17 protein-coding genes and 1 pseudogene are annotated in these 22502 nt (G+C 56.1%); 10 read left to right on the top strand and 8 right to left on the bottom strand.

From position 1 onward, the window contains the following. Together B2R17_RS10020 and B2R17_RS10015 are read right to left on the bottom strand one after the other, a co-directional pair. Positions 1-326 (bottom strand): annotated as a pseudogene (locus B2R17_RS10020) (phospholipase); the annotation flags it as partial. A gap of 86 nt (positions 327-412) precedes the next feature. Beyond that, the gene (locus B2R17_RS10015) at positions 413-1453 is read right to left on the bottom strand and encodes a galactitol-1-phosphate 5-dehydrogenase (RefSeq protein WP_286763878.1); all 1041 of its coding nucleotides are present in this window, start codon (positions 1451-1453) and stop codon (positions 413-415) included. A gap of 499 nt (positions 1454-1952) precedes the next feature. Here B2R17_RS10015 and B2R17_RS10010 point away from each other — a divergent pair, with 499 nt between their 5' ends. Then, complete coding sequence (locus B2R17_RS10010) at positions 1953-3359, top strand: metallopeptidase (RefSeq protein ID WP_339887841.1); 1407 nt, start codon at positions 1953-1955, stop codon at positions 3357-3359. Positions 3360-4659: 1300 nt separating this feature from the next. Here B2R17_RS10010 and B2R17_RS10005 read toward each other — a convergent pair. Then, positions 4660-6135: a hypothetical protein gene (locus B2R17_RS10005; protein ID WP_008664860.1), complete on the bottom strand. Its 1476-nt coding sequence runs from the start codon at positions 6133-6135 to the stop codon at positions 4660-4662. Positions 6136-6255: 120 nt separating this feature from the next. Further along, a complete protein-coding gene (locus B2R17_RS10000; RefSeq protein WP_008656532.1) occupies positions 6256-6876 on the bottom strand; it encodes a gamma carbonic anhydrase family protein in 621 nt (206 codons plus the stop codon). On the opposite strand from B2R17_RS10000, the gene yidD reads away from it, so the two are divergent. Next, entirely contained in the window at positions 6875-7210 is a 336-nt protein-coding gene (yidD, locus tag B2R17_RS09995) for a membrane protein insertion efficiency factor YidD (protein ID WP_286763876.1), read from the top strand. The two genes, B2R17_RS10000 and yidD, sit on opposite strands and share 2 nt — an antisense overlap. Positions 7211-7299: 89 nt before the next feature. Next, a complete protein-coding gene (locus B2R17_RS09990) occupies positions 7300-7821 on the top strand; it encodes a putative molybdenum carrier protein (protein ID WP_286763875.1) in 522 nt (173 codons plus the stop codon). Here B2R17_RS09990 and B2R17_RS09985 read toward each other — a convergent pair. After that, positions 7803-10211: a sensor domain-containing diguanylate cyclase/phosphohydrolase gene (locus tag B2R17_RS09985; protein ID WP_286763874.1), complete on the bottom strand. Its 2409-nt coding sequence runs from the start codon at positions 10209-10211 to the stop codon at positions 7803-7805. The two genes, B2R17_RS09990 and B2R17_RS09985, sit on opposite strands and share 19 nt — an antisense overlap. A gap of 389 nt (positions 10212-10600) precedes the next feature. Between B2R17_RS09985 and B2R17_RS09980 the strand changes: the two genes are divergently transcribed. Next, positions 10601-11224 (top strand): RNA polymerase sigma factor, encoded by a 624-nt coding sequence (locus B2R17_RS09980; protein WP_286763873.1) that lies wholly within the window; start codon positions 10601-10603, stop codon positions 11222-11224. A gap of 87 nt (positions 11225-11311) precedes the next feature. Next, positions 11312-13549 carry a DNA helicase RecQ gene (gene recQ / locus B2R17_RS09975; protein WP_286763872.1) on the top strand — a complete coding sequence of 746 codons (2238 nt, stop codon included), beginning with the start codon at positions 11312-11314 and terminating at the stop codon, positions 13547-13549. Positions 13550-13590: 41 nt separating this feature from the next. On the opposite strand, the gene B2R17_RS09970 is transcribed toward recQ, so the two are convergent. The 3 genes from B2R17_RS09970 to B2R17_RS09960 are packed head-to-tail and all read right to left on the bottom strand — an operon-like array spanning position 13591 to position 17209. Next, on the bottom strand, positions 13591-14547 hold the full coding sequence (locus tag B2R17_RS09970) for an ABC transporter permease (RefSeq protein WP_008664847.1): 957 nt from the start codon (positions 14545-14547) through the stop codon (positions 13591-13593). After that, on the bottom strand, positions 14544-16112 hold the full coding sequence (locus tag B2R17_RS09965) for a sugar ABC transporter ATP-binding protein (protein ID WP_008664845.1): 1569 nt from the start codon (positions 16110-16112) through the stop codon (positions 14544-14546). Before B2R17_RS09965 ends, B2R17_RS09970 begins: the two co-directional genes overlap by 4 nt. Next, positions 16109-17209, bottom strand: coding sequence for a sugar ABC transporter substrate-binding protein (locus B2R17_RS09960; RefSeq protein ID WP_286763871.1), 1101 nt, complete (start codon positions 17207-17209; stop codon positions 16109-16111). The genes B2R17_RS09965 and B2R17_RS09960 overlap by 4 nt, the downstream gene beginning before the upstream one ends. 214 nt (positions 17210-17423) lie before the next feature. Between B2R17_RS09960 and B2R17_RS09955 the strand changes: the two genes are divergently transcribed. From B2R17_RS09955 to B2R17_RS09935, 5 genes are all read left to right on the top strand, one after another. Next, positions 17424-17951: a hypothetical protein gene (locus B2R17_RS09955; protein WP_286763870.1), complete on the top strand. Its 528-nt coding sequence runs from the start codon at positions 17424-17426 to the stop codon at positions 17949-17951. Continuing rightward, positions 17948-19285: an NTP/NDP exchange transporter gene (locus tag B2R17_RS09950; protein WP_286763869.1), complete on the top strand. Its 1338-nt coding sequence runs from the start codon at positions 17948-17950 to the stop codon at positions 19283-19285. The genes B2R17_RS09955 and B2R17_RS09950 overlap by 4 nt, the downstream gene beginning before the upstream one ends. 172 nt (positions 19286-19457) lie before the next feature. Further along, positions 19458-20321, top strand: coding sequence for an acetylglutamate kinase (argB, locus tag B2R17_RS09945; protein WP_008653409.1), 864 nt, complete (start codon positions 19458-19460; stop codon positions 20319-20321). After that, positions 20318-21793 (top strand): aminotransferase class III-fold pyridoxal phosphate-dependent enzyme, encoded by a 1476-nt coding sequence (locus B2R17_RS09940; protein ID WP_286763868.1) that lies wholly within the window; start codon positions 20318-20320, stop codon positions 21791-21793. Before argB ends, B2R17_RS09940 begins: the two co-directional genes overlap by 4 nt. Continuing rightward, positions 21793-22502 (top strand): ornithine carbamoyltransferase (locus tag B2R17_RS09935; protein WP_286763867.1); only part of this gene is annotated, 710 nt, incomplete at its 3' end. The genes B2R17_RS09940 and B2R17_RS09935, both read left to right, overlap by 1 nt.

The following is a 22502-nucleotide window of genomic DNA, read 5'->3' as shown; positions in this document are numbered from 1 at the left end:
CCAGCCGCGGCGATCGATGAAGCTCCCTCGGACCAATCGAATCCCCATCCACGAACATCGGTGGCTTGGATTCCTCGAACGCCAACACCGACATAATTGCGAACGCTGACGTGCGGCAGAACTTGTTCCACCTGCAACTCATTGTGGCCGCTGTGATGAAGCCAAACCACCAAGGGATAATCGTAGGACGGCGTGTAATGCAGCGGAGTGACGATCGACAACGGCCGGCGACGCCGATCGGGCCTTGACGAAGAAGGCTCCTGAGTCGGATACGAGCGCATTCGGCTTGCAAACGGGTCGCTCATCTTTTGTCCTGAATCGGTCAATGGAGTAGTCAGCGAAAGGCGACGAGGGGAAATTAGTTTCACGCCGCCTTCAATGTCAACGTCGAAAAGTCATTCAGTCTCGGATCTCACTCCGAACGAGGACAAACCAACACCTTCATTTGCTCCGCATCACCGGCGTGCAAGCGGTCAAACCATTTTGGACCGTCCGCCAAAGAAATTTTGGCCGTGACCAAAGGTTCGACGTTGATGACGCCACGATTCATCAAATCGATGCACTGTGGGTACTCTCCATTGCAACCGCACGTGCCCTGCAATCGAATTTCTCGGGTAACGACTGACTGCAAAGGCAATTCGATCGTTGGCGACACATTGCCGACCAACGTAACCGCTCCACCCTTGCGGACGGATTCGATTGCTGTCTTGACCGTCGGTGTTGCACCGACGACTTCCAATGCCACGTCTGCCCCGCGGCCACCGGTCAGTTCACGAACTTTTTCCGGCACGTCAACTTGATCGGCTCGCAACAACACGTCCGCCCCCAATGCACCGGCTGTTTCCAGACGTTTGTCATTCAGATCGACCGCGATGACTTGCGTCGCGCCCGCTGCTCGCACGGCTTGCACAGCCAACAATCCAATCATTCCGGCACCAACCACAACGGCGGTGTCACCCAACTTGATCGGAGTGACTTCGGCTGCATGAACCGCAACGCTGACCGCTTCGACCAAAGCAGCGTGTTCGAAGGGCAGGGTGTCGGGCAATCGATAGACTATCCGGCGAGGAACCGAAATACGTTCCGCGAATGCACCATGACGTCGGTAATCGCCACAGGAAACACCGAGAACCATTCGGTTATCACAAAGGTTCCCGTGCCCTTCGCGACAAAAATCACAATTTCCGCAGGACACCATCGAGTCAAACGTGACGCGGGCTCCGAGCTCCAAATCGCGAACGTTTTCGCCGACCTGAACCACCACTCCGGCAGCCTCATGGCCCATCACCAATGGCGGGATGCGACGCCCGGTGCTGCCGTCGTATCCGTGAATGTCACTGCCGCAGATCCCACACGCTTCGACTTGGACCAGAACGTCATCGGGACCCACCTCGGGCTCATCCACGTCCGTCACCTGCATGTTTTTGTATTCGGTCAGCAACAATGCCTTCATAACGCAACGCTTTTGGTGAGTGGAGTGAGTAATCGGGGGAAAAAAGTGTCAGGTACCTTTTAGTCGAGGCACCCAGTGGTGCCGTTCCGGGGCCTTGGCCCGTTCCAGCGGAAGGTACCTGACACTCGTCTCCCGGCCATTCCTAAGACGTGAACGCACGGGATTCTATGCCAAATCAGAAAGCAAGGAAACGACCGCACACTAGAAAGCAGCACGTCGATGCCAAGCCCGATTCAACAGAGGCGGACATGCGAAGTAAACTCCGAACCTCGTCCTTTGTTTCGGACGCTGCCACGTCTGCCGAGATGCAGACGAGATTGACCGCGCGAGTTTGGCGGAACTTGGATCACGCTGCCAATTGATTTGCGAAGAATGTTCGCAGAGTTCACCGACAAATTTTAAAAATGGTTCGCCTTCAATGAGACTCTCCCGCATCCGCTCGGCTTTCGTCACCACGCGTTGGTCCCCATTCCTCTTTGCACTCTTCATCGCTGTCGCGGTGAGCGATGCCAACCTGGCAATTGCTAGCAACTTGGACTCGTCGATCCGAGTTGAGAACCACGAACCGGATTCCGAAGTTCGATACAGCGTCGTGCTGCTGCGCGGGAGTGTGTCGGCTGACGATGCGTCCGAGTTGAAGATCGTCAACACGCACGCGCCCGCCGGATCAGCTCCTGTCAAAGTGCTGACCGATGGAAAACGGTTCAAAGCGTTGGTCGAACTGTCGGAGGGCAAAAACGTCATTCGTTTGGAACACAAATCGCTTCCGACAAGCGAACTAAATCTGACTTTTAAACCGCAGACCAATCCGCATTACGTGCGACTGATCTGGATGACGGATCAATCGGGGGAAACGGATTTCGCGGTGCCGGACGACACGGTCACGCAAGACTACGCGAATCGACTTCGGACCGCGGCGTTGCTGATGCAAACCTTCACCGCTGAACGGATGAAGGACCTTGGTTACGGCCCGCGAACGTTTGCGTTGGAACGAGACGACAAAGGCGAGGTCGTCGTTCACACTTGGAAAGGCGACCGGGACAAACAGGACTACTACGCTCAAGCCGACAACAATCGTTGGTGGCAACACGTCCGCCGATGGATCAACGAAGAACACCCGGACCCGATGGCAAAGAACGTCGTCTTGGCCGCTTACACTCGCAAAGACCCTCGCACGGGAAAGATGCTCGGACACACCGCACTGGGTGGAGCCAACTTGGGTTTGTTCGGCAGTGCATCAGTCTTTTGTTGGCCACGCGACGTTCAATCCGCGATGGAGGTGTTTCAAAACGACGCTGTTGTTGATGCAACGCACGTTCACGATGACAGTGCGTTCCGAGGAACGATTTGGGCGTTGGCATCGACCACTATCGGAGCCACTTTGCACGAAACCGGTCACGCGATGGGATTGCCTCACTGCACCGACAACATGGGAATCATGACGCGAGGGTTTGACCACTTCCACCGCGTGTTCACTTTCTCAGACCCGCCCAGCAATCGAAACAAACAACCTCGCAAGTTTTCGCCTAAACAAGAAGCTTACTTCTCGCCCGTCAGTGCATCGTTTCTGCGATGGAGCCCATGGTTTCAGCTCGACGGCTCGTCCGATCAATCAGAAAAGCCAGCAAGATCGCGACCAACTGTCGAAGTCGACGAAGCGGCACGACTCGTCCGCATCAGCAGTTCCGCGGGCATCCCCTGGGTCGGATTCCATTCGAAAGATCGAATCGAAACGTTTCAAGAGTATGGATCGCACGACACTGGAGCCAACGACCATCCTAAATCGATGGAACTCACTTTCGATGAGATTCAACAAATGAAGCCGGGCACCGAAATACGCCGCATCGTGGTGGTCGATGGCAACGGAGCGTCTCGAAATGCTTCCCTTCCGCAGCCGTCGCCATGATGACTTGACCTTGTGAAGCGGCGGATTCGACAACGATTTCGCCATTGAATGAGCAAGCCTTTTCCGAAAAGCCACGCATTGCGGCTGCAAATCGCCATTTGCGTCGGTGTTCGAAAAATTCCCTCGACCCGACGCCGCTTTGCTGCGTATAAAAGAGTCCATGAGACCAACCGCACTGAGCCAAACCGCGTTTCGAGTGCCAGCATTGCTGGCAGTGCTCGCGTTATGCGTTTGGCCAATGCTGCAACCTCCGTGCTGTTGCGCCGCATCGGTTTCGGACAAAGCGACGGTCGCCTCTGGATGTTGTGCGTCGGTTGATACTGCTGCCGCTTCCTGCTGCCAGTCAGAGACGACGGCCGATTCGAAAACAACAAAGGCGTCGAGTTCGACATCCAATTGTCACTGCGAATGGACGTCACAATGTGACTGCGAAGTCCGATCCACTCTGACCGACTCCTGGGTTAGCTCACGCGTGCTCACGGTCGATGACCAGCCTGTCACTTTCAGCATGCCAATTGGCTTGCTCGAAGATCTTCAATATCCGTTGCCATCCCGTCGACTCGACCGGCAATCGGACACGTCATGGCAAACTGCCTTGACGTCGCGTGACCGCTGCGTGCTTCTGTGCCGCTGGCTGAATTGATTTAACAAGACTGAGTTAGACGACAGTTTTGTTTCAATGTTCAATTTAGTTTCAGGTTCATTAGGAGCCCAATGATGTTACGTACTTCCATGATGTTTGCTGCCACCGTTTTGGTTGGTGTTGCAATCCTGTTTGCCACTCGAAGCGCGGTTTCGAGCGAGAACGCGTCCGCCCTTCGCGGCGAAGCCTGTCCGTGCAATCAATGCGATGTCGGCTGCGATTGCTGTGTTAACGGCGATGTCAATTGTGACAATTGCTCGTGCGAGGCTTGCGAGTGCGACGCCTGTGATACGTCAGCCAACGAGTCTGCGGTCGCAAAGATGAGTTGCTGCTCGGGCATGATGTGCGAAAATGCCGCCAACGAAACAGCGGCATCAAGCGACACTCTCACATCGGCGGTTGCAGCTGCCTGTGTCTGTGGCCAATGCGATGCCGATTGCAACTGCTGCTTGGATGAATCCGTCGACTGCGAAAACTGCAGTTGCGAGGTTTGCCAGTGCGAAGGTTGCGTCGATGCACCTGCAACGGGTGCGTGATCACGTCGCCTGCGATAACGTTGTCAGCAATTCCTGCCGATAAACGTTGAGTCTAAAAGGAAACACCTCGTCGAGTTCACTCGGCGAGGTGTTTTTCGTTTACTGCAATCGATGCATTGGTTCAGTCTCGAGAGGCACCGCGGCGGCGATCCTTTCCGTCCGGGGGCACCGAAGTGACTTGCGCGGCCATTTCTGGCGGCATGTGGTCTGTCATCCGGCGTCCGGTCAGGCGGTCACTCCAACGGCGTCCGGCACTCGGTCCTTGTGGCCCAGGAGCAATCAAAAATACGGTTCCCAGTCCGAACACCAAACCGGCAAAGAGCGAACCAAAGGTCACCGAGACTCCGGACATTCCTTCCGGTGAATCACCGACTTGAGGTGGACCAAGCTCAGCCAACAGGTTCGTCGAAAGAGCTGCCGATCGACTCGCTTGAGCTTCACCAAGAGCCGCTTCGGCTTCCGCCAATTGTTGCGTCAAGGCTTCGGCGTCGCTATCGAGCTTTGAATAGCTCGTTCGCACACCCGCCAGACGGCTCAGCTTTTCATTCAGCTGATCCTGTTTGTTTCTAAGACGTTGCACTCGGTCCTGAGCCAGCGCCAGTGTGGGCTTCATCGCACGAACCGCGGCACGAGCTTCTTCCAACATTCGCGAGGTGATTTCTCGCTCGGTCGTGATCGCGGAACGACGTCGCGGATGCAGTTCGGTGTATACGCTCGCCAGTCGACTCGATTCGATTTGTGCATCGATCAATCCGTCTTTCAATCGCTGAAGCGATGGTTGGCTGGAAAGCAATTCATCGCCGCTGACCAACAACTGACGCGGGTCCTGCGATCCAGCGATTAACAGTTGTTGCAGAGCATTCAACCGTTCGAGTTCCAATTCCGCCAATTGAAGTTCCTTGGCGTTCTCTTCCATGGTTCGGCGATTGGCACCGTCACCTGAGATCGCGTCGTTCAAGTTTCGCAGTTCACTCAAGTCCGATCCAAACCGAACTTCAACTTCATTCATCTTTGTCAGAACCGCGTCTAATTTCATTCGCGTCAAGTCGCGAGCATTGGTCAGCTCGACAATCACGCTGTCGGCTCGAATACGGCGAACGGTTCGAAGATGGCTGCTCAGGTTGTCCAAAAGTGCACGACAAAAGTCGGATGCACGCTCAGCCGTTTCCGCTTCGACCTTCAAGTAAACCAGTTCGCTGTTGCCAAACTCACTGCCTTGTGGTGCAACGACATTGACTCGTCGATTCGCGACGGTATCAACCAAAGTGGTCGATGGATACGAATCGTCTTGTCCGCCACCGACGGGTCCGATGTCACGTAGAGCGGCCGCAACCACTTCTGGATTGCGTGCCATTTCGAGTAGCGTTTCTTGCGCGGCTTTCAAATCCGTTTGACTTGAAAATCGCCCCAAACGGTCAACAGCACCCGTTGCTTCATCACGAAGCACGAGCGGTTGCCGGGCAGCCCAGCGGTCGCTCGAAAACAACGCCGTCGCCAGCCCTAGAACTCCAAACAGAACAGCCGCACCGCACCAAACCGGTGCGAACAGGACCAAAACATTGCGAATGTGTTTCCACGGAATAGGAGCAGCTGACATGTTGGAACACGGGCTCTAAAAGGGGATTCAAAGAATATTCCCCCAACACTAGGACGCCCCCCATGCACGGCTCCAAGAAACCGAGCGTGTTCAAAAAAGCATGCCGTCAAACGGTGCTGCTCAATCGACCTTGCCGGACGTGACGTTTGTGCCGGCAAATTCGTCACGGTAACGGCGGCCCAATCGAACGTAGTGCTGGGCACCTTCACGGGAACGCTCTCGCAGTGAATCGCTGACTTCCTTGATCGGTTTGGCCGGAGTTCCCACCGCCAACATGCCCGGCGGAATCACGGTTCCTTCGGTCACAAGTGCTCCAGCGGCGACGATGGCCCCCTTTCCGATTGTCGCTCCGTTGAGAACGATCGCTCCAATTCCGATCAACGCATCGTCCTCGACCGTTGCACCGTGCACGATCGCCGAATGGCCCACCGTCACGCGTTCGCCAATCAAACAGGGCATTCCGGGATCGCAGTGCAACACACACTGGTCTTGAACATTGCTTTCCCGACCAATCACGATTTTTTCCGTATCGCCTCGCATGACAGCACCAAACCAAATGCTGACATCGGCGGCGATGTACACTTCCCCCAAAACTGTCGCGTTGGGTGCGATGAAAGCTGACGGATCGATCAATTCTTGATTGGGTTCAACGGTGACGACCGCTTCGCGTCGAATCCGCTCCGGCGCATCCGAGGCAGACGGTTTGGCGGTGGGTTGTGAATCCGTATCATTCGTTGTCATGGTAGATCGGTTGCAGGAAGAACAGAAAAACGTCGAGCGAGAAAGCTTCTCACCGGAGAACGCTGCGCCGCAAGACGCTGCGTCCGAGTCGCCTCCGCCAGTTTCGCGAGGTTTCTTGTCGCGACTGGCAATCTCAACAATGGTGCTGTGCATCCGATGGTACCAAGTCGTGATCAGTCCGATGATGGGGCCGAGCTGCCGCTTCACACCGACCTGCAGTGCCTATGCAATCGAATCCCTTCAGAAACACGGCACAATTCGCGGAACATGGCGAGCGATCAAACGCATTGGTCGTTGCCATCCATGGAATCCTGGCGGCTACGATCCACCCTGACCGCGAACAACAGGCCCAGCGACGTCAGCGTTTTGGTTCGGTGAAAGCTTCGCAATTCCCAGATCCAGCGTGCGTGCTATCATCGCCGCATGCCGAATTCTAGTTCTCAATCGACCGACGCCTTCGTCCCCAAGTGGATCATTTCGGGCGGACAAACCGGCGTGGATCGCGGAGCTTTGGACGCCGCCATTGAGCTGCACCTACCGCATGGTGGATGGTGCCCGGCCGGTCGAATCGCGGAAGATGGCCGCATCCCGGATCAGTATTTGTTGCAGGAGCACGCGTCGCGACACTACCCGGATCGGACGGAGCAAAACGTGATCGACACCGACGCGACACTGATCCTTTACCGCGAACGAATCTCTGGCGGCACCGCCCTGACAAAGCGAATTTGCCGGCGCGAGTCTCGCCCATTTCTGGCGGTTGATTTGGCTCGACCCAAAACCGCCGCCAAACGCATTCGGACTTGGCTCGAAGAACATCGCCCGGAGAACCTCAACGTGGCCGGGCCACGTGAGAGCAACTCGCCCGGAATCAGCGAACAAACAAAAACGTTGCTCGTTCACATCCTTCAAGGCGGTGGCGGCGACATTCAATCGTCGCTGTTTTGAACCATCTCGGCCATCAAGTAACTCTTGAGGCTTCCCAACACTTCGCGAACGCAAGGCGTCAAATCACGACTGCGTCGGTCGCGATTTCGAACCGGTTGGATGGTGACTCGCAACGAGGTTTGCGTGATGCTGTTGTCGTTCCGGTTCCGTTGGCCTTGACCTTCGTTCAAGTGGATCAGCACGTGCAGCATCATTTGATGATCACTCGCTCGTCGACCTTTTCCGCCGCCTTGAGCGACAATGCGGAGCGATACCACGTTGCCGGTGACTTGAATGATTTCGGCTCGGTGATCCGAGATGAATCCGCGAAGTTTTTCGACGGCCAGATCGGTCGGAACTGGCGTGACCAAATGGAACTCGCTGTTCTCGTCTTCGCTTTTTGCCGTCAACCAACGGAACCAACCTGGCCGTGAGTCGACTTCTTCGTCTTGGTGGATTCCCGTGCCAAGCTGCACGACTCGGTTGCGTCCGTTCTCTTTCGCTTGCAAAAGAGCACGGTCCGATCGGGCCAGAATGGTTTCGGCAGCGTCACCGGTTTGATATTCCGTCACACCGAAGCTGACAGTAACCGATTCGCCATTGAGACCATCCAGTGGAGTGACTTCGATGGCCTTTCGAATCTGTTCGGCACGTCGAGCTGCGGTGGCATTGTCGCTGTTGATCGCCAGGAAGACAAACTCTTCTCCGCCGTAGCGAGCCACTAAATCTTCATCCCGTGCATGGCTTTCCAAAACGCGAGCGAATTGGACCAATGCCTCATCGCCAGCCGGGTGACCATGAACATCATTGACGCTTTTGAAGTGGTCGATGTCGCAGATGATCAGACTAAATGTCGAGTTGTTCTTTTTCGAATCGGCAGTGGCACGTACCAATCGGCTATCGAATTCAGCCCGGTTAGCAATACCAGTCAGCGGATCGCTCGTCGCCTTCTTGTGCAACGTTTGGATTTGGCTTTGAAGTTTGTTCCGATCTGACATATCGCGAACCAGCACCAGAGCTCCGCCGCCATAAGGATCGCTCACGGGACTGACCTGCAACAACACATCTCGCGACACACTACCGTGGACGATCTTCATCGTGCGAGTCACCGTGGTCTGCAATCGCAGGCTATCGGCGACCGGACAAACCGCGGATTCGTTGCCGGATTCATCGACCATCCCAAGTGTGTCGGCATCCCAATGACGCCCAACCATCGCTTCGGAAGCAACGCCGGTCATCCGAGCCAAAGTCTCGTTCCAAAACGTGACTTGTCCTTCGCAGTCGGTGAACGCAACGCCGTCACGAAGTTGATCGCCCAAAGCTTGATAGAACGGTAGCACGGCCGGAGTTTCTGTCTGCCAAGTTGCCGCTGGCTTCACGGCATCCGCACTCCCGGTGCTGACATGTTCTCCCGATCGCATCATGCCGAGGAAGTTGGGCGAATTGGCATCCAGCTGTTGCAACCAACGATTCACCACGCTGCTGTGCAACAATTCGGGGCGTCGTTCCAACATCGTTGCGAAATCGCGAGTCAGCTCGGGATCGAATTGAGTACCACTGCCGCGAAACAGCTCTTGCAAAGCACGCTCTCGACTGAGTGCCGAACGGTAGACTTGGTCCGTGGTCATCGCATCGAAGGCACCGGCGATGGACATCATCCGAGCGCCCAATGGCAGAGCGTCGCCACGAACATGGTCTTCTTGTCGGCGTGAGTCATACCAGACACCGCAGTACCTCACGATGTCCAACAACGATTGGTCGGCGGTGCAGCCACGCAGAATCTCGCAACCGAGTTCCGAGCAACAATCCATCGTCAGCTGTTCTTCGATGCTGAGCTTGCCAGGCTTTCGGAGAATGCGGTCGGGGATTCCGATCTTGCCGATGTCGTGAAGCAACGCCGCGACTTCGATGCGATCTCGCACATCATCGGCCAACCCCAACCGCTCACACCATGCGGAACAGGCAAGAGCGACGCGCAGACTGTGGGCCGCCGTGGGAGCGTGCTTGGTTCGAAGAGCATAAAAAAGCGATGTCGCCATGCCCAACCGAGCCATGGCCAAATGATTTTCAAACGGCCGCGTATCTTCCGCCGAAGTGGCCGACGAATCTGTTTGAGCATTTGCGACCTGAGCGGGTTCAATCACTCCCGGGAGCTGCCCTGTGGCTGCTTCCCCCAAACCCATCAACAGCTCGCTCAATCGTGACGCTGAATGTGCGGCATCAGATGGCGCGGCGTCAGAAGACACGGCATGAGTGGAAGAGGCATCGGAGCCAGAATTCTCTAGCTGCGGATGATCTGATGGATCTGAATTGGTGTTGGCCGCATCCTTGGCAGGAGGGCCTGCGGGAACAGGCACCACGGGTGGCATGCTGTGGTTGGCGAAATCGCTGGGAACCATTTGGTCGTTCATAGCCGGTATTCTGCGAGACATCGTTGTCGAGATGACGAACCCTACGTCCCATTTTGAACCCGGCTTCCTGAGGGGCCCCTGGGGGCATCAATCGCTCCAATTTCGCACCCTCACGTCCCCGCAAAGTCCGCGCATCCGATACCACCGGTCCACCGAGACAAGTTCTGCCCCGTAATTCGCCGGGGATCAGGAACTTCGGCATCCAGATTTCGACTCCAATGGCTCGAAATCGTTGGCCGAATCCCCCGTGCGGCACAATCGCAATCTTCCGCGAAAAACTTGCCACCGAACCCCCGTCCATCTAACATGGTTACGCGGCTTGTGACGGACCTTTAGCCTTCAGTCCAGAGCCCACAGGCTCAATTCATCTCATCTTCCGGACCATCACTGTGAGCCTTTCCGACGTCGATCGTCAGCTACTGCAACGTTGCCTCGACCGGGAACCCCGGGCGTGGCAAGACTTCGTCGATCGATTTGTTGGCCTGGTCGTCCATGTCGTCAATCGGACCGCGATGGGCCGTGGCTTGTCGATGGACGAAGCCACCCGAGACGACATGGTTGCGGAAGTGTTCCTGGTCTACGTCCGGCATGATTTCGCCGTGCTTCGCCGCTTTCGACGCCAGTGCTCGCTCGCGACATACCTGACGATCGTCGCTCGACGCGTTGTGGTCCGTCGCCTGACTGCCAATTCGGCGGTACCAGGAAACCACACCTCGGCATCTTCCGCGGGGAGCTCGCTGGGTGGCGGAAACTTGGCCAACGGAAACACCGTCAATGGTGCCACCAACGGTCACGCCACGCCAACGCAGGTAAACGGCGAACTTCAGCGAATCGAAAACGCCGAAGAGGTCGAACACCTGATGTTGCGTTTGGACCCGCGCGAAGCGAGCGTCGTGCGGATGTACCACTTGGAAGGCAAGTCCTATCAAGAGATCAGCCAGGCGGTCGGATTGAGCGAAAATACGATCGGCCCATTGCTCCATCGTGCCCGAGCCAAAATGGGCCGCGGCTGAAAACCCTCGATCGAGTGAACGACACTGTTCACCGAAACTGCTAACCTGTTCGATCTTCTTTTTCGAACGATTGCAGTGAGTTCTCGGATGTCGTCGCCTTCTGATTCGACCTCAACCTTCGCACCGTCCAACTCTTCCGGAAACGAGATGGACCGAGCCCATTCGGTCCTGCGATCGGTCTGGGGCTACGACTCGTTTCGTCCGCTGCAGGCGGATGCCGTCCAGGACGTGATCCAGGGGCGGGATAGCTTGGTTGTTTTGCCGACCGGCGGCGGGAAATCACTGTGCTACCAAGTTCCCGCGCTCGTTCGCGACGGAATGTCCGTGGTCGTCTCACCGCTCATCTCGTTGATGAAGGATCAAGTCGACGCGTTGACCAGCAACGGTGTCTCAGCGGCATTGGTCAACAGCACCCAGTCGGTGGAACAGAAACGCGAAACGGCAGAACGGATTCGCCGGGGCGAGATCAAAATCCTCTACCTGGCCCCCGAACGGTTGCTGACGCCCAAGACACTCGACTTTCTACGCAGCCTGCCAATTTCGTTCTTCGCAATCGACGAAGCTCACTGTGTTAGCAATTGGGGACATGATTTCCGGCCCGAGTACCGCGGACTGCGAATTCTCAAAGAACAGTTCCCCTCGGCGTCCGTGCATGCTTTCACCGCGACCGCATCCGAACAAGTTCGCGATGACATCGCCGAACAATTGCAACTGAATCAACCAAACGTTCTGGTTGGTGATTTCGATCGACCAAATTTGACGTATCGAATGCTTCGCGCCGACGGCAAGTTGAATCAGATCCAGCAATGCATCGCTCAACATCCCGGTGAGTCCGGCGTGGTGTACTGCATCACTCGCAAAGAAGTCGAACAAACCGCCGGCGCACTCGAATCCATGGGCGTCCGAACGCTTCCCTATCACGCGGGATTGCCCGACGAAGTTCGACAAGCAAACCAGGAAGCGTTCATCCAAGAGAAAGTCGACGTTATCGTCGCGACGGTCGCGTTCGGCATGGGCATCGACAAATCCAATGTTCGATTTGTCATTCACGCGGGGATGCCCAAATCTATCGAACACTATCAACAGGAAAGTGGTCGAGCCGGACGCGATGGACTGGCCGCCGAATGCATCCTCTTGCACAGCGGCGGCGATCTGATGTCATGGAAACGCATTTTGGAAAACGGCGACCGCAACAACTTCCAATCCGCCATGGCCTCCGTTGAGTCAATGGCGGCGCTGTGCAACGGTGTGAAATGCAGACATGCATCGCTCGTCGAATACTTCGGTCAAGAATACGACTCGGACAATTGCAACGCATGCGATGTTTGTCTGGGCGAGCTCGACGTCGTGGACGATCCAATCACGCTTGCGCAGAAAATCCTGTCGTGCGTGGTTCGGTTGAAAGAGCGATATGGTGCCGGACACACTGTCAAAGTTCTCACCGGGTCGCGTGACCAGAAAGTCATTCAAGCCGGACACGATCAACTGAGCACCTACAACTTGCTCGCAAGCGAAGGTGCCACCGCCGTTCGCACTTGGATCGAACAACTCATTTCTCAAAACCATTTGATTCGGAGCGGCGAGTTTCAATCACTTCGCCTGACCGAATCCGGCCGAGCCCTTCTGAAACGCGAAGGCGAAGTGACACTCACGAAAGTGGCGGCGAAGAGTGCATCGCGTCGCCCCGCCGCGAATGAATCTTGGGAAGGTGTCGATCGACAGTTGTTCGATCACCTCCGTTCACTACGCAGCGAGTTGGCATCAGAGCGGGGCGTGCCGGCCTATGTCATCTTCGGCGACGCCGTCCTTCGCGAATTGGCTCGTGTTCGTCCAACTTCGATTGAAAAACTCACCAACATTCGTGGAATCGGTGATCGAAAACGCGAAGAGTTTGGACAACTGTTTTTGGATTCAATCGATCAATACTGCGAGGAAAATCCACTGGACAGAAACCAGACCGCCAACTCCTCTCCGACGACCATGACCAAACCTCGCGTGAACGCGGCACCCAACGCTGCCACGGTTCAAGCATCGCAGCTTTTCCGTGACGGATGTTCGGTGGAAGAGGTCGCATCGAAAATGGGCCGAGCTGAGTCGACGGTGAACAAGTACCTCAGCGACTACATCCAAGCTGAAAAAATCACCGATCCATCGCAATGGGTTTCCACCGAAGAATCCGAGGCAATCCGAGCCGCTTTGATGGCCGCCGAAGATGAACGACTCCGTCCGGTCTTCGAAGCACTCGGCGAAGAAGTCTCCTACGAAAAGATCCGCATCGTCGCTTCATGTATGAAGAACGAGATGGCAGATGACTCGGACGACTGACAGTCGCAGCGTTTCAAGCTGCCAAACCATGGTCGATCGGATCAGCTTCGACTCCATCGTGTTCTCAAGGCGTCGATCAATACCGCCACGACGATCACAACTCCTGTGATGATCTGTTTGCTGGCGTCGGACACTCCGACTTGAGCCAACCCGGTCTGCAAGACTTGGATGATCAAGACACCGATAAACGATCGGATCACGTTCCCGCGACCTCCCATCAAACTGGTACCGCCGATCACGCACGCGGCGATCGCCGCCAACTCGATTCCGATGGCCGCGTTGGGATCGGCCGTCGACAATCGCGACGTTTGTGCGAGTCCCGCCAAACCGCACATCATCCCACTGATCGCGAAAATTGCGATGCACAATGGAGCCGACCGAATCCCAGACATTCGAACCGCTTCCGCATTGGTGCCGATCGCGATGCAGTAGCGTCCCCAGACCGTTCGAGTCAAAAACAGCTGTCCCAGAACCACAGTTGCAATCGCGAACATGAAGGCGGGCGAAACAAACGCGCCGGGCAAAGGCTGACCAAACCATTCGATTCGGCTGCCGATGTAAATCGCCTTCGAATCGGTCACCACTTTGGTTGCCCCGCGAGCGATCTCGAGCATGCCCAATGTGACGATGAAAGATGGAATCCCAAATCCGATTGAAATGGCTCCATTCAACCCACCGCCGATGGATGCCACCAGAACCGCAATCGGAAGCGCCGCCCAAATTGACCATTCATAGTTGACCATCAAAACGCCCAACACCGCCGACGACACCGCCAGCAACGAACCAACCGACAGATCGATTCCACCGATGATCAACACCAACGTCATCCCGACGACCAAGAACGTCAGATCGGGAACTTGGTTGGCGATCGAGATCACCGTGGACAATTGAAAGAAGTTCTTGCTGAGCGTTGAGAAGATTGCCACCAACACCAACAAAACCGCCACCAACCCGAGATGCGGGGCGAGCTGTTTCAAGAATCCTTGCAAACGATTCATGGTGTCGCCTCCTCGTTCTGCCATTTGTCGTCAGATAACGCAGTGGTCTGCTTCGATTCTTGTCCCGCAAAGGAAGCTTCCAAGATCGCATCCTCGCTGAAGTCATTCCGTTCGTACTTCGTCACCATTCTGCCGGCCGACATGACCGCGATTGCGTCGCACGTTTCAAACAATTCTTCCAAATCACTGCTCACAATCACGATCGTCTTGCCTTGCTTGGCCAATTCCTCAAACAGTTCGTAAAGCTTTCCGCGAGCGGCCACATCGATCCCGCGCGACGGTTCATCGAAGAGGTAGACCTCGGCACCGCGAGTCAGCCATTTGGCCACCGCGACCTTTTGTTGGTTGCCGCCGCTGAGTGTGCCGACAAGTTGTTCCAACGATTGGCATCGAGTTTCCAACGACGCGTGGATCGCACTGGCTGATTCAGCCTCCGCTGTTTGCCGAATCCATCCCTTGGCGGAAAATTTGGTGGCAAGCGCGGCCAGCGAAGTGTTGGCTCGGATCGGCTGAGTCAGCAGCAACCCGTTCTGTTTCCGATCTTCGGTCACCATTGCGAAACCAGCTTCGACAGCCTGACTGGGATGGGTGAAGCGAACTGCCTCGCCACCGGCCAGCGACACGTGCCCCGAATCAGCCACGTCGGCACCAAAGATTGCTCGCAGCAACTCCGTTCTTCCGGAACCCACCAATCCAGCGATCCCAAAACGTTCTCCTCGACGAACATCGAACGAAACGTTGTTGACCATCCCGCATGAGATCCCCTGAACCGACAAACCGACCTCGTCTCGACGATGACTGACAAAGCTGGCCGCTGGCTGTCTGGAATCGTCGTCCGCTTCTTCCTCGGAACTCATCCAAGCAACCATCTTTTCGCGATTGATGTTTGCGATGGGTTCTGTGGTAACGAGCTGACCGTCGCGCAGCACGCTGACTTCGTCAGACAGTTGCTGAACTTCTTCGAGTCGGTGCGAGATGTAGATGATCGCGACGCCTTGTTCACGCATGCGGGTGAGATGCGAAAACAACTCTTCGGATTCACTCCCGGAAAGCGCAGCAGTTGGCTCATCTAAAATCAACACGCGAGCGTCACGGGCCAGCGCCGCCGCAATTTCGACCATCTGTTGTTTACCAACACCCAAACTGCCAACGATCGTGTGCGTGTCGACATCGGGCAGACCAAACCGATCCAATATTTCGCGAGCGGAACGATGCAATTCGCTCATTCGCAAAACGCCCCGCCGATTGGGCAGAGACGCCAGCCGAAGGTTTTCGGCGACCGACAACGTTTCGATCAAATTCAATTCTTGTTGAACAATCTGAACTCCACAGGCCTCCGCATCCTGCTTGCTGCCAGGCTGATAGTCGCCGCCGCCCAGAGACATTAGCCCTGCGGATGCCGAGACCAAACCGCTGATGATCTTGCACAGTGTGCTCTTCCCAGCACCATTGGCGCCAAGCAAAGCGTGTAGATGGCCAGCATGAAAATCGATTGATACATCGTTCAGCACCGTGACGTTGCCGTAAGACTTCGTCAGGCCGCGAACCGAAAGAGCAACCTTCATTCGTTGCTCAGAGTCTCGGACGTGATCAGATCGACGGGCGTTTCAACGTCTTCGATGGAAGCCGCCGAGTCCGAAGAATCGCCGAGCTGCTCCAGCGCCGCTTCGATACCAAAGACAGCCAACTGATCACCGTGCTGATCCGCGGTGGCCAGCACCTTGCCTTCTTCAATCGCTTGCCGAATCGCGGTGATGTTGTCGAATCCAACGATTTGCACTTCGCCCGCACGGCCTGCGCTTTTGACCGCAGCGATGGCGCCGAGAGCCATGGAATCATTGGCGGCCAAGATCGCAGAGATTTCAGGATGCTCGCTCAACATCGACGACGCAACCGTGTTGGCTCGCGACATCTCCCAATCCGCGGATTGGCTGCTGACGATTTCCATGTTGGCCTCTTTCATCGCGGCCTCAAATCCTTTCAATCGCTGTTGAGCATTGAACGAAGTGCGAATGCCTTCCAAAATCGCGACTTTGTCGCCTTTGCGATTGGCGGCCAAGTAGTCACCCACGGCTTTCGCTCCCGCCAGGTTGTCTGGGCCCACAAAGGGAACCGCGATGTTTTCTTGCTGCAACACATCCGCATCCAAACGGTTGTCAATGTTGACCACGACCACTCCCGCATTGATGGCTCGTCGAAGAGCGGGCACCAACACCTTGGAATCCGCGGGCGCAATGACGATCGCATCCACACCGCTGGCGACCATTTCTTCCACCAAAGCAACTTGCCGACTGACATCGCGTTCGTCTTTGATACCGTTGACGACCAACTCGTACTGGTCCGAATGTTCTGCTTGATGAGCCTCGGCTCCTTTGGCCATTGTCGAAAAGAACTCATTGGCCAACGACTTCATGATCAACGCCACTCGCGGTTTGTCATCGCCATCGTCCTTGGATTGCGAAGTGGAACTGGACGACGTGCACCCGGTGACCATCAGAGCCAAAACGGCAGCAACGCAAACGACACGTTGGATCGTCGTCGTTTTCGCCCGACATGCGGACTGAACCATTGGCAAAGATTCGTTGTTCAATGATTTCGAGACGTGCCCCGAGAGGGTCAGATCTCGTTGCGGACCAAGTCCGGTGATGATTGCAGTGAGCATTCGATTGATGCGGTGAGGTGGGGAAGGAAGCATCAGGAAGGTGTGCCAGGCGATAAAGAAACATCACACGGCAGCGACAGCATAACCAGTCTATCGATTGACGTGGCGTGAGGCACCAGCATGTTTCGGCAGTGGGGTTGCTCAGCCGGCGATGGCCCATGAAATTGTTTGCAAGTCAATTTCGCTTCGCACCTCGCACCCGATCGGCTCGATCATGTTTGCTTTGGATGTCCTATCACGAATCATCCACGTCGGCACGGCGATCACCTTGGTCGGTGGATCAGCGTTCATGCTGTTGGTGTTGCTGCCCTCCGCCAAGATGATTTCCGAAGAAGCCCACCAAACGCTGGCCCAAGCGGTGACCGGTCGCTGGAAACGCTTCATCCACGGCGGCATCCTGCTGTTTCTGCTCAGCGGATTCTACAACTACATGCGTGCGATCCCCAATCACAAGGGTGACGGGCTGTACCACGGTTTGCTGGGCGTCAAAATGTTGCTCGCCTTCGCAATCTTCTTTCTCGCGTCAGCGTTGGTTGGCCGCAGTGCCGCCTTCAACGGCATCCGCGAAAATCGTGCGAAGTGGTTGAAGGTGATCGTCCTGCTCGCAGCGATCATCGTCGGCATCTCGGGCTTTGTGAAAGTTCGCGGGCCTTCGGTGTCCACGGAAGAAGCCGTCGTTGTTGATTCCGGCGAACCCGAATCGGTCGAAGGATTGGAAACGCAACCGGCGATCGCTGAGTGACTCGCCTACGCCAGTGGCGTGACAAGTTTTTTCGACCAGGAGAAATCCGGCTTCTGGTTTGGTCGACGGCATGGTTCTTTTGTTTGCTGGGTGGCTACTACCAGCTTCGGCCGCTTCGCGAAACGGAAGCCTTCACTCGCGGAAGTGATGAAATCCCTTGGCTGTTTCTGGCGAGCTTCCTGACCATGTTGGTCGCCTCTCCGATCTACGCCTCCGTCGCGAATCGTGGACGTGGAATGCGATTGGTCAGCCGTGTCTACCGTTTCTTTGAACTGAACTTGCTGGTTTTCTTTTTCGCGATGCAAGTCAGCGACGCCGGCATCGCCGCTTGGGTCGGCCGCGTTTACTTTGTCTGGCTGAGCGTTTTCAACCTGTTTGTTGTGTCGTTGATGTGGAGCGTATTCACCGACGCCTACCGCAGCGACCAAGCCAAGCGGTTGTTTGGGTTCATCTCAGCGGGCGGAACGATCGGCGGGATCACCGGATCAGCATTCGCATCGTGGCTCTCACAACAAGTCGACATCTCGTATGTGCTGATCGCCGGCATCGTCGCATTAGAATTGTGCCAGCAATGCGGTCGAGTTTTCGCGAAAACGTTGACGTCACAAGACTTGGTCAACGAGGACGCTCACAATCCCGACGACGAAACCGCCGCGCTGGCCTCGACTGAACAGACTGCCACATCGAAAGAAAAGCATTCGATGTGGGTTGGGATTCGCACCGTTTGGAAGTCGCCTTATTTACTTGGCCTCTGTTTGTTCATGTTGGCACTGCAAGCCTGTGCCACGACGGTCTACTGCGAACAAGCTGACTTCATCCGCGAAGCGAATCTGAACGAAGCCGACCGATTCGCGTTGATCTCCAAGATCAACCTTTGGGTGCTGAGCCTCACGTTGGCGGTGCAGCTGCTCGGAACTGCCGCGTTGCTTCGTCGGCTCGGGATGGCAATCGTTTTGGGAGTGTTCCCGCTGATCTACGTGATCGGTTTTGCTGGATTGGCGTTTTGGCCCAGTCTTAATTGGATCGTCGCGTTGGTGGTCGTCCACCGTGCGTCCAGCTACGCCGTGTTTGCCCCCGCGATTCAAATTTTGTACACCGTCGTGGATCGCCGCACGCTTTATCAAGCCAAGGGATTTCTGGACACGGCCGTGGTTCGAGGTGGGGACGTGATGTCGGCCCAGCTATTCGGGGTATTGAGGTTCAACGGTTTGAGTTTGACCGCGATCGCCGCCGGTTTCCTACCGCTGGCGGTCCTGACTGGATTGCTGGGGATGCGGATTGGTCGCCAGCAGGCCGAAATGCAGCAACGCGGGCGACCGGCCGGCCATGATTGACCCGCTCGTTGGCCATTCGTAGACTTGACGGGTTTCCGACCAGCAATTCTCGACGAAATTCGCCCACGCCGGCCAGCAATCGCTCGCCGGCATCTTTTTTTCGTTGATCTTTTCCGTCATTCATCTCTTCCGCGAACCTTCTTTCTAAGTCCAACAGGGACACCCGCCGCTCATGGACCAAGCGATTGCGAAAGCCGACACCCTCATCGAAGCGATGGGTTGGATCCGCCGTTTCCGAGGCAAAACGACCGTCATCAAACTCGGCGGCAGCCTGCTCGAGGACCGAGAAGCCCTGCAGCACTTGCTGCTGGATGTGATCTTCATGGAAACCGTCGGGCTGCGTCCTGTCGTGGTTCACGGCGGCGGCAAAGCGATCACGGAAGCGATGGCCAAAGCTGGCATCGAAGCCCAATTCATTCGCGGGCGCCGGGTGACGGACGAGAAATCGCTGGAGGTCGTCGAACAGGTCCTCGCGGGAGAACTCAATGTCGAATTGACCGAAATGATGGAACGGTTTGGTGGTCGCGCTGTCAACTTGTCGCCTCGAACCACGTGTGTCCTGAAAGGCAAGAAGCTGATCGATTCCGAAGGCGACGACCTTGGCTTCGTTGGTGAAGTGACCGAGGTCGATCGTGACGTGATTGAAAGCTTGGCGTACACCGACCAAGTCGCCGTGATTCCTTCTTTGTGCACGGATGAAAAAGGGCAACTGTACAACGTCAATGCAGACACCGCCGCGATGGCGGTCGCTCAATCCTTGGGAGCGGACAAACTCGTGTTCTTGTCGGACGTCAACGGAGTTCGCCGAGACCCCAAAGATCCCGAGACGATCATTCCGGCGCTATCGGCCGAGGAAGCTCGCCAATTGATTGCCGATGGTGTGATTCAGTCCGGCATGATCCCGAAGGTCGAAGCCTGCTTGGAAACACTCGGTCGTGGCGTTCAGAAAGTCCACATCATTGATGGACGACTGCGTCACTCATTGCTGCTTGAAATTTTCACCACCGACGGTGTGGGCACGGAGATCCACCAGTGAACGCGTCCGGCAACGGCGATGCCCCTCGCGGCGACAACTGGATCAATGCGATTGCCGGACGTCTCTCTCCGACAGGTGAGAACTCGTTCCGGGATGCCTTGCGTCAATTCGCAGATCAACCCGAGTGGTGCGGCGATGCTGGCCTGCGAACCAAGATCACGGAGCAACTGCGCACGCTGACCAACGCGGATGCTTCAACGCTCTCTGATTGCATTCCAACTTCTTCGCGAGACCAAGCACTCGAACATGCTTTGATCGCGGCACGTCGACGTCATCTGTCACAACACGATGCGGAAGACGCGGCCGCCGAGAATGCATCGGCGCCAAAGTGCCTTTGTTTGGTAGGCAGTGATCACGGACGCAGCATCGTTGCGAGAATGGCGAGCGGCAAACCAACATTGCGAGGCAACGAATGGCCCCTGCTGCCTGGCTTCGTGCACGCGCCGGCGGAACGCTTCGTCGACAAAATCGATTCATCAACCGCGGTCGCTTTGGTCGCTCCGGTGGACTTCAGCGGAGTCGGCCAGCCATTGACCGCTGAATGGTGGGCTCGATGCCGTCAACGATGTGACGAAACGGGCACGCAATTGATCGTCGATCATGGTGACACTCCCGCAGCCGGGAACGGCTACTTCTTTGCTCATGAGATGGTCGCCGGAATCTCTGCCGACGCGGTCATCCTTTCGGCCGGCTTGGTCGGCGACCTTCCTGGCGGCTTGTTGGTTCTGTCGGAATCGCTCGCATCCCATCTCGACCAAACCGTGCATTCCAGCGACTTGGTTGGACATCTTGTTTCCGCCGCACTGTCGACGCTGATCGAAACCGACGCTCTTGCCACGGAAGCGGACGCGTTCGCCATCGCTCTGGCTGAACGAATTGCCACCCGCGGGTGCGTCCGAGACCTGCATGCCTGCGGGCACACCGTGATCTTGGAATTGGATGTCGAATCTCAAGCTTGGACCGAGCAATCCGCGGCGGAACAACTGCACGCCGATGTTTGCAGCGAACATTCGGTCCTGTTTCAACCTCCGTTGCTGATGACGGCCGAACAACGGGAAATCCTGATCGACCGAATCGATGCGGTGCTGGCGGGGTTGGAAGGAAATCAGGAGTCAACGGAAGCAACTTCATCGGCGGAAACTGAATCGGATCCGATGGAGGAACCGGCTGACGAAGCCCAACCCGACGAATCGCCAGTCGACATTTCACTTGATGCGGATATCGATGAAGCCGCATCTGCGGAAGATTCGGCCGAAGAGCTGGATGACGACGAAGACGATGACGATGAGGCAATCGAAGAGGACGAACTCGACGACACGGCCGATGAAGAATTGGCTGAGGAAGATGAAACGGATGACGAAGTCGTAGGCGGCGATGAAGACGAAGAGCACGAAACCGAACAAGAAGAAACTGAACTGGAAAACAACGAACTGGACGAGTTCGAATCCAACGAGGAAACGGAGAAACTTTGATGCGACACTTGCTCACACTCTTTGATCTGACCCCGCAAGAGTTGCGTCAGATTTTGGCAACCGCACAAACCCTCAAATCCAAATTGAAACAGGGCGAACGGCCCGCCATTTTGGAACGCTACACGCTTGCGTTGCTGTTTGAAAAACCAAGCTTGCGAACCCGTGTCAGCTTTGAGACCGGTATGAACCACCTCGGTGGCAGCAGCTTGTTTCTGGGCGACGATGTCGGCTGGGGCAAACGCGAATCACCGTCTGACTTCACTCGCGTGTTGGGACAATTTGTTGACGCGGTTGCGTGTCGAGCGAAATCACACGAACGTGTTGAACAGTTGGCGGAATACAATGCCGTCCCGATCATCAACAGCCTGACCGATCTCTGTCATCCCTGCCAAGCGATCGCTGATGTGCTGACGTTGCTGGAGAATTTTGGCGAAGTCAAAGATCGCCACATGGTTTTCGTTGGCGACGGCAACAACGTTTCGCGATCACTCGCTCTCGCGTGTGCGATGCTGGACATTCAATTCACGCTCGCACGTCCGGATGGGTACGAACTCGACCAACCATGGCTCGATCGAATCGGTGAGAAATATCCCAACGCGAAAATGAACCAAACGGCCGATCCGATTGCCGCGGTCAAAACCGCTGATGCGATCTACACCGACGTTTGGACCAGCATGGGGCAAGAAGCCGAATCCATCGCTCGACGAGC

The sequence above is a fragment of the Rhodopirellula sp. UBA1907 genome, from assembly GCF_002337565.1.
Taxonomy (GTDB): Bacteria; Planctomycetota; Planctomycetia; order Pirellulales; family Pirellulaceae; genus Rhodopirellula; species Rhodopirellula europaea.
The sequence above is the reverse complement of the archived record's forward strand: the minus strand, read 5'-3'. Positions and strand labels throughout refer to the sequence as shown.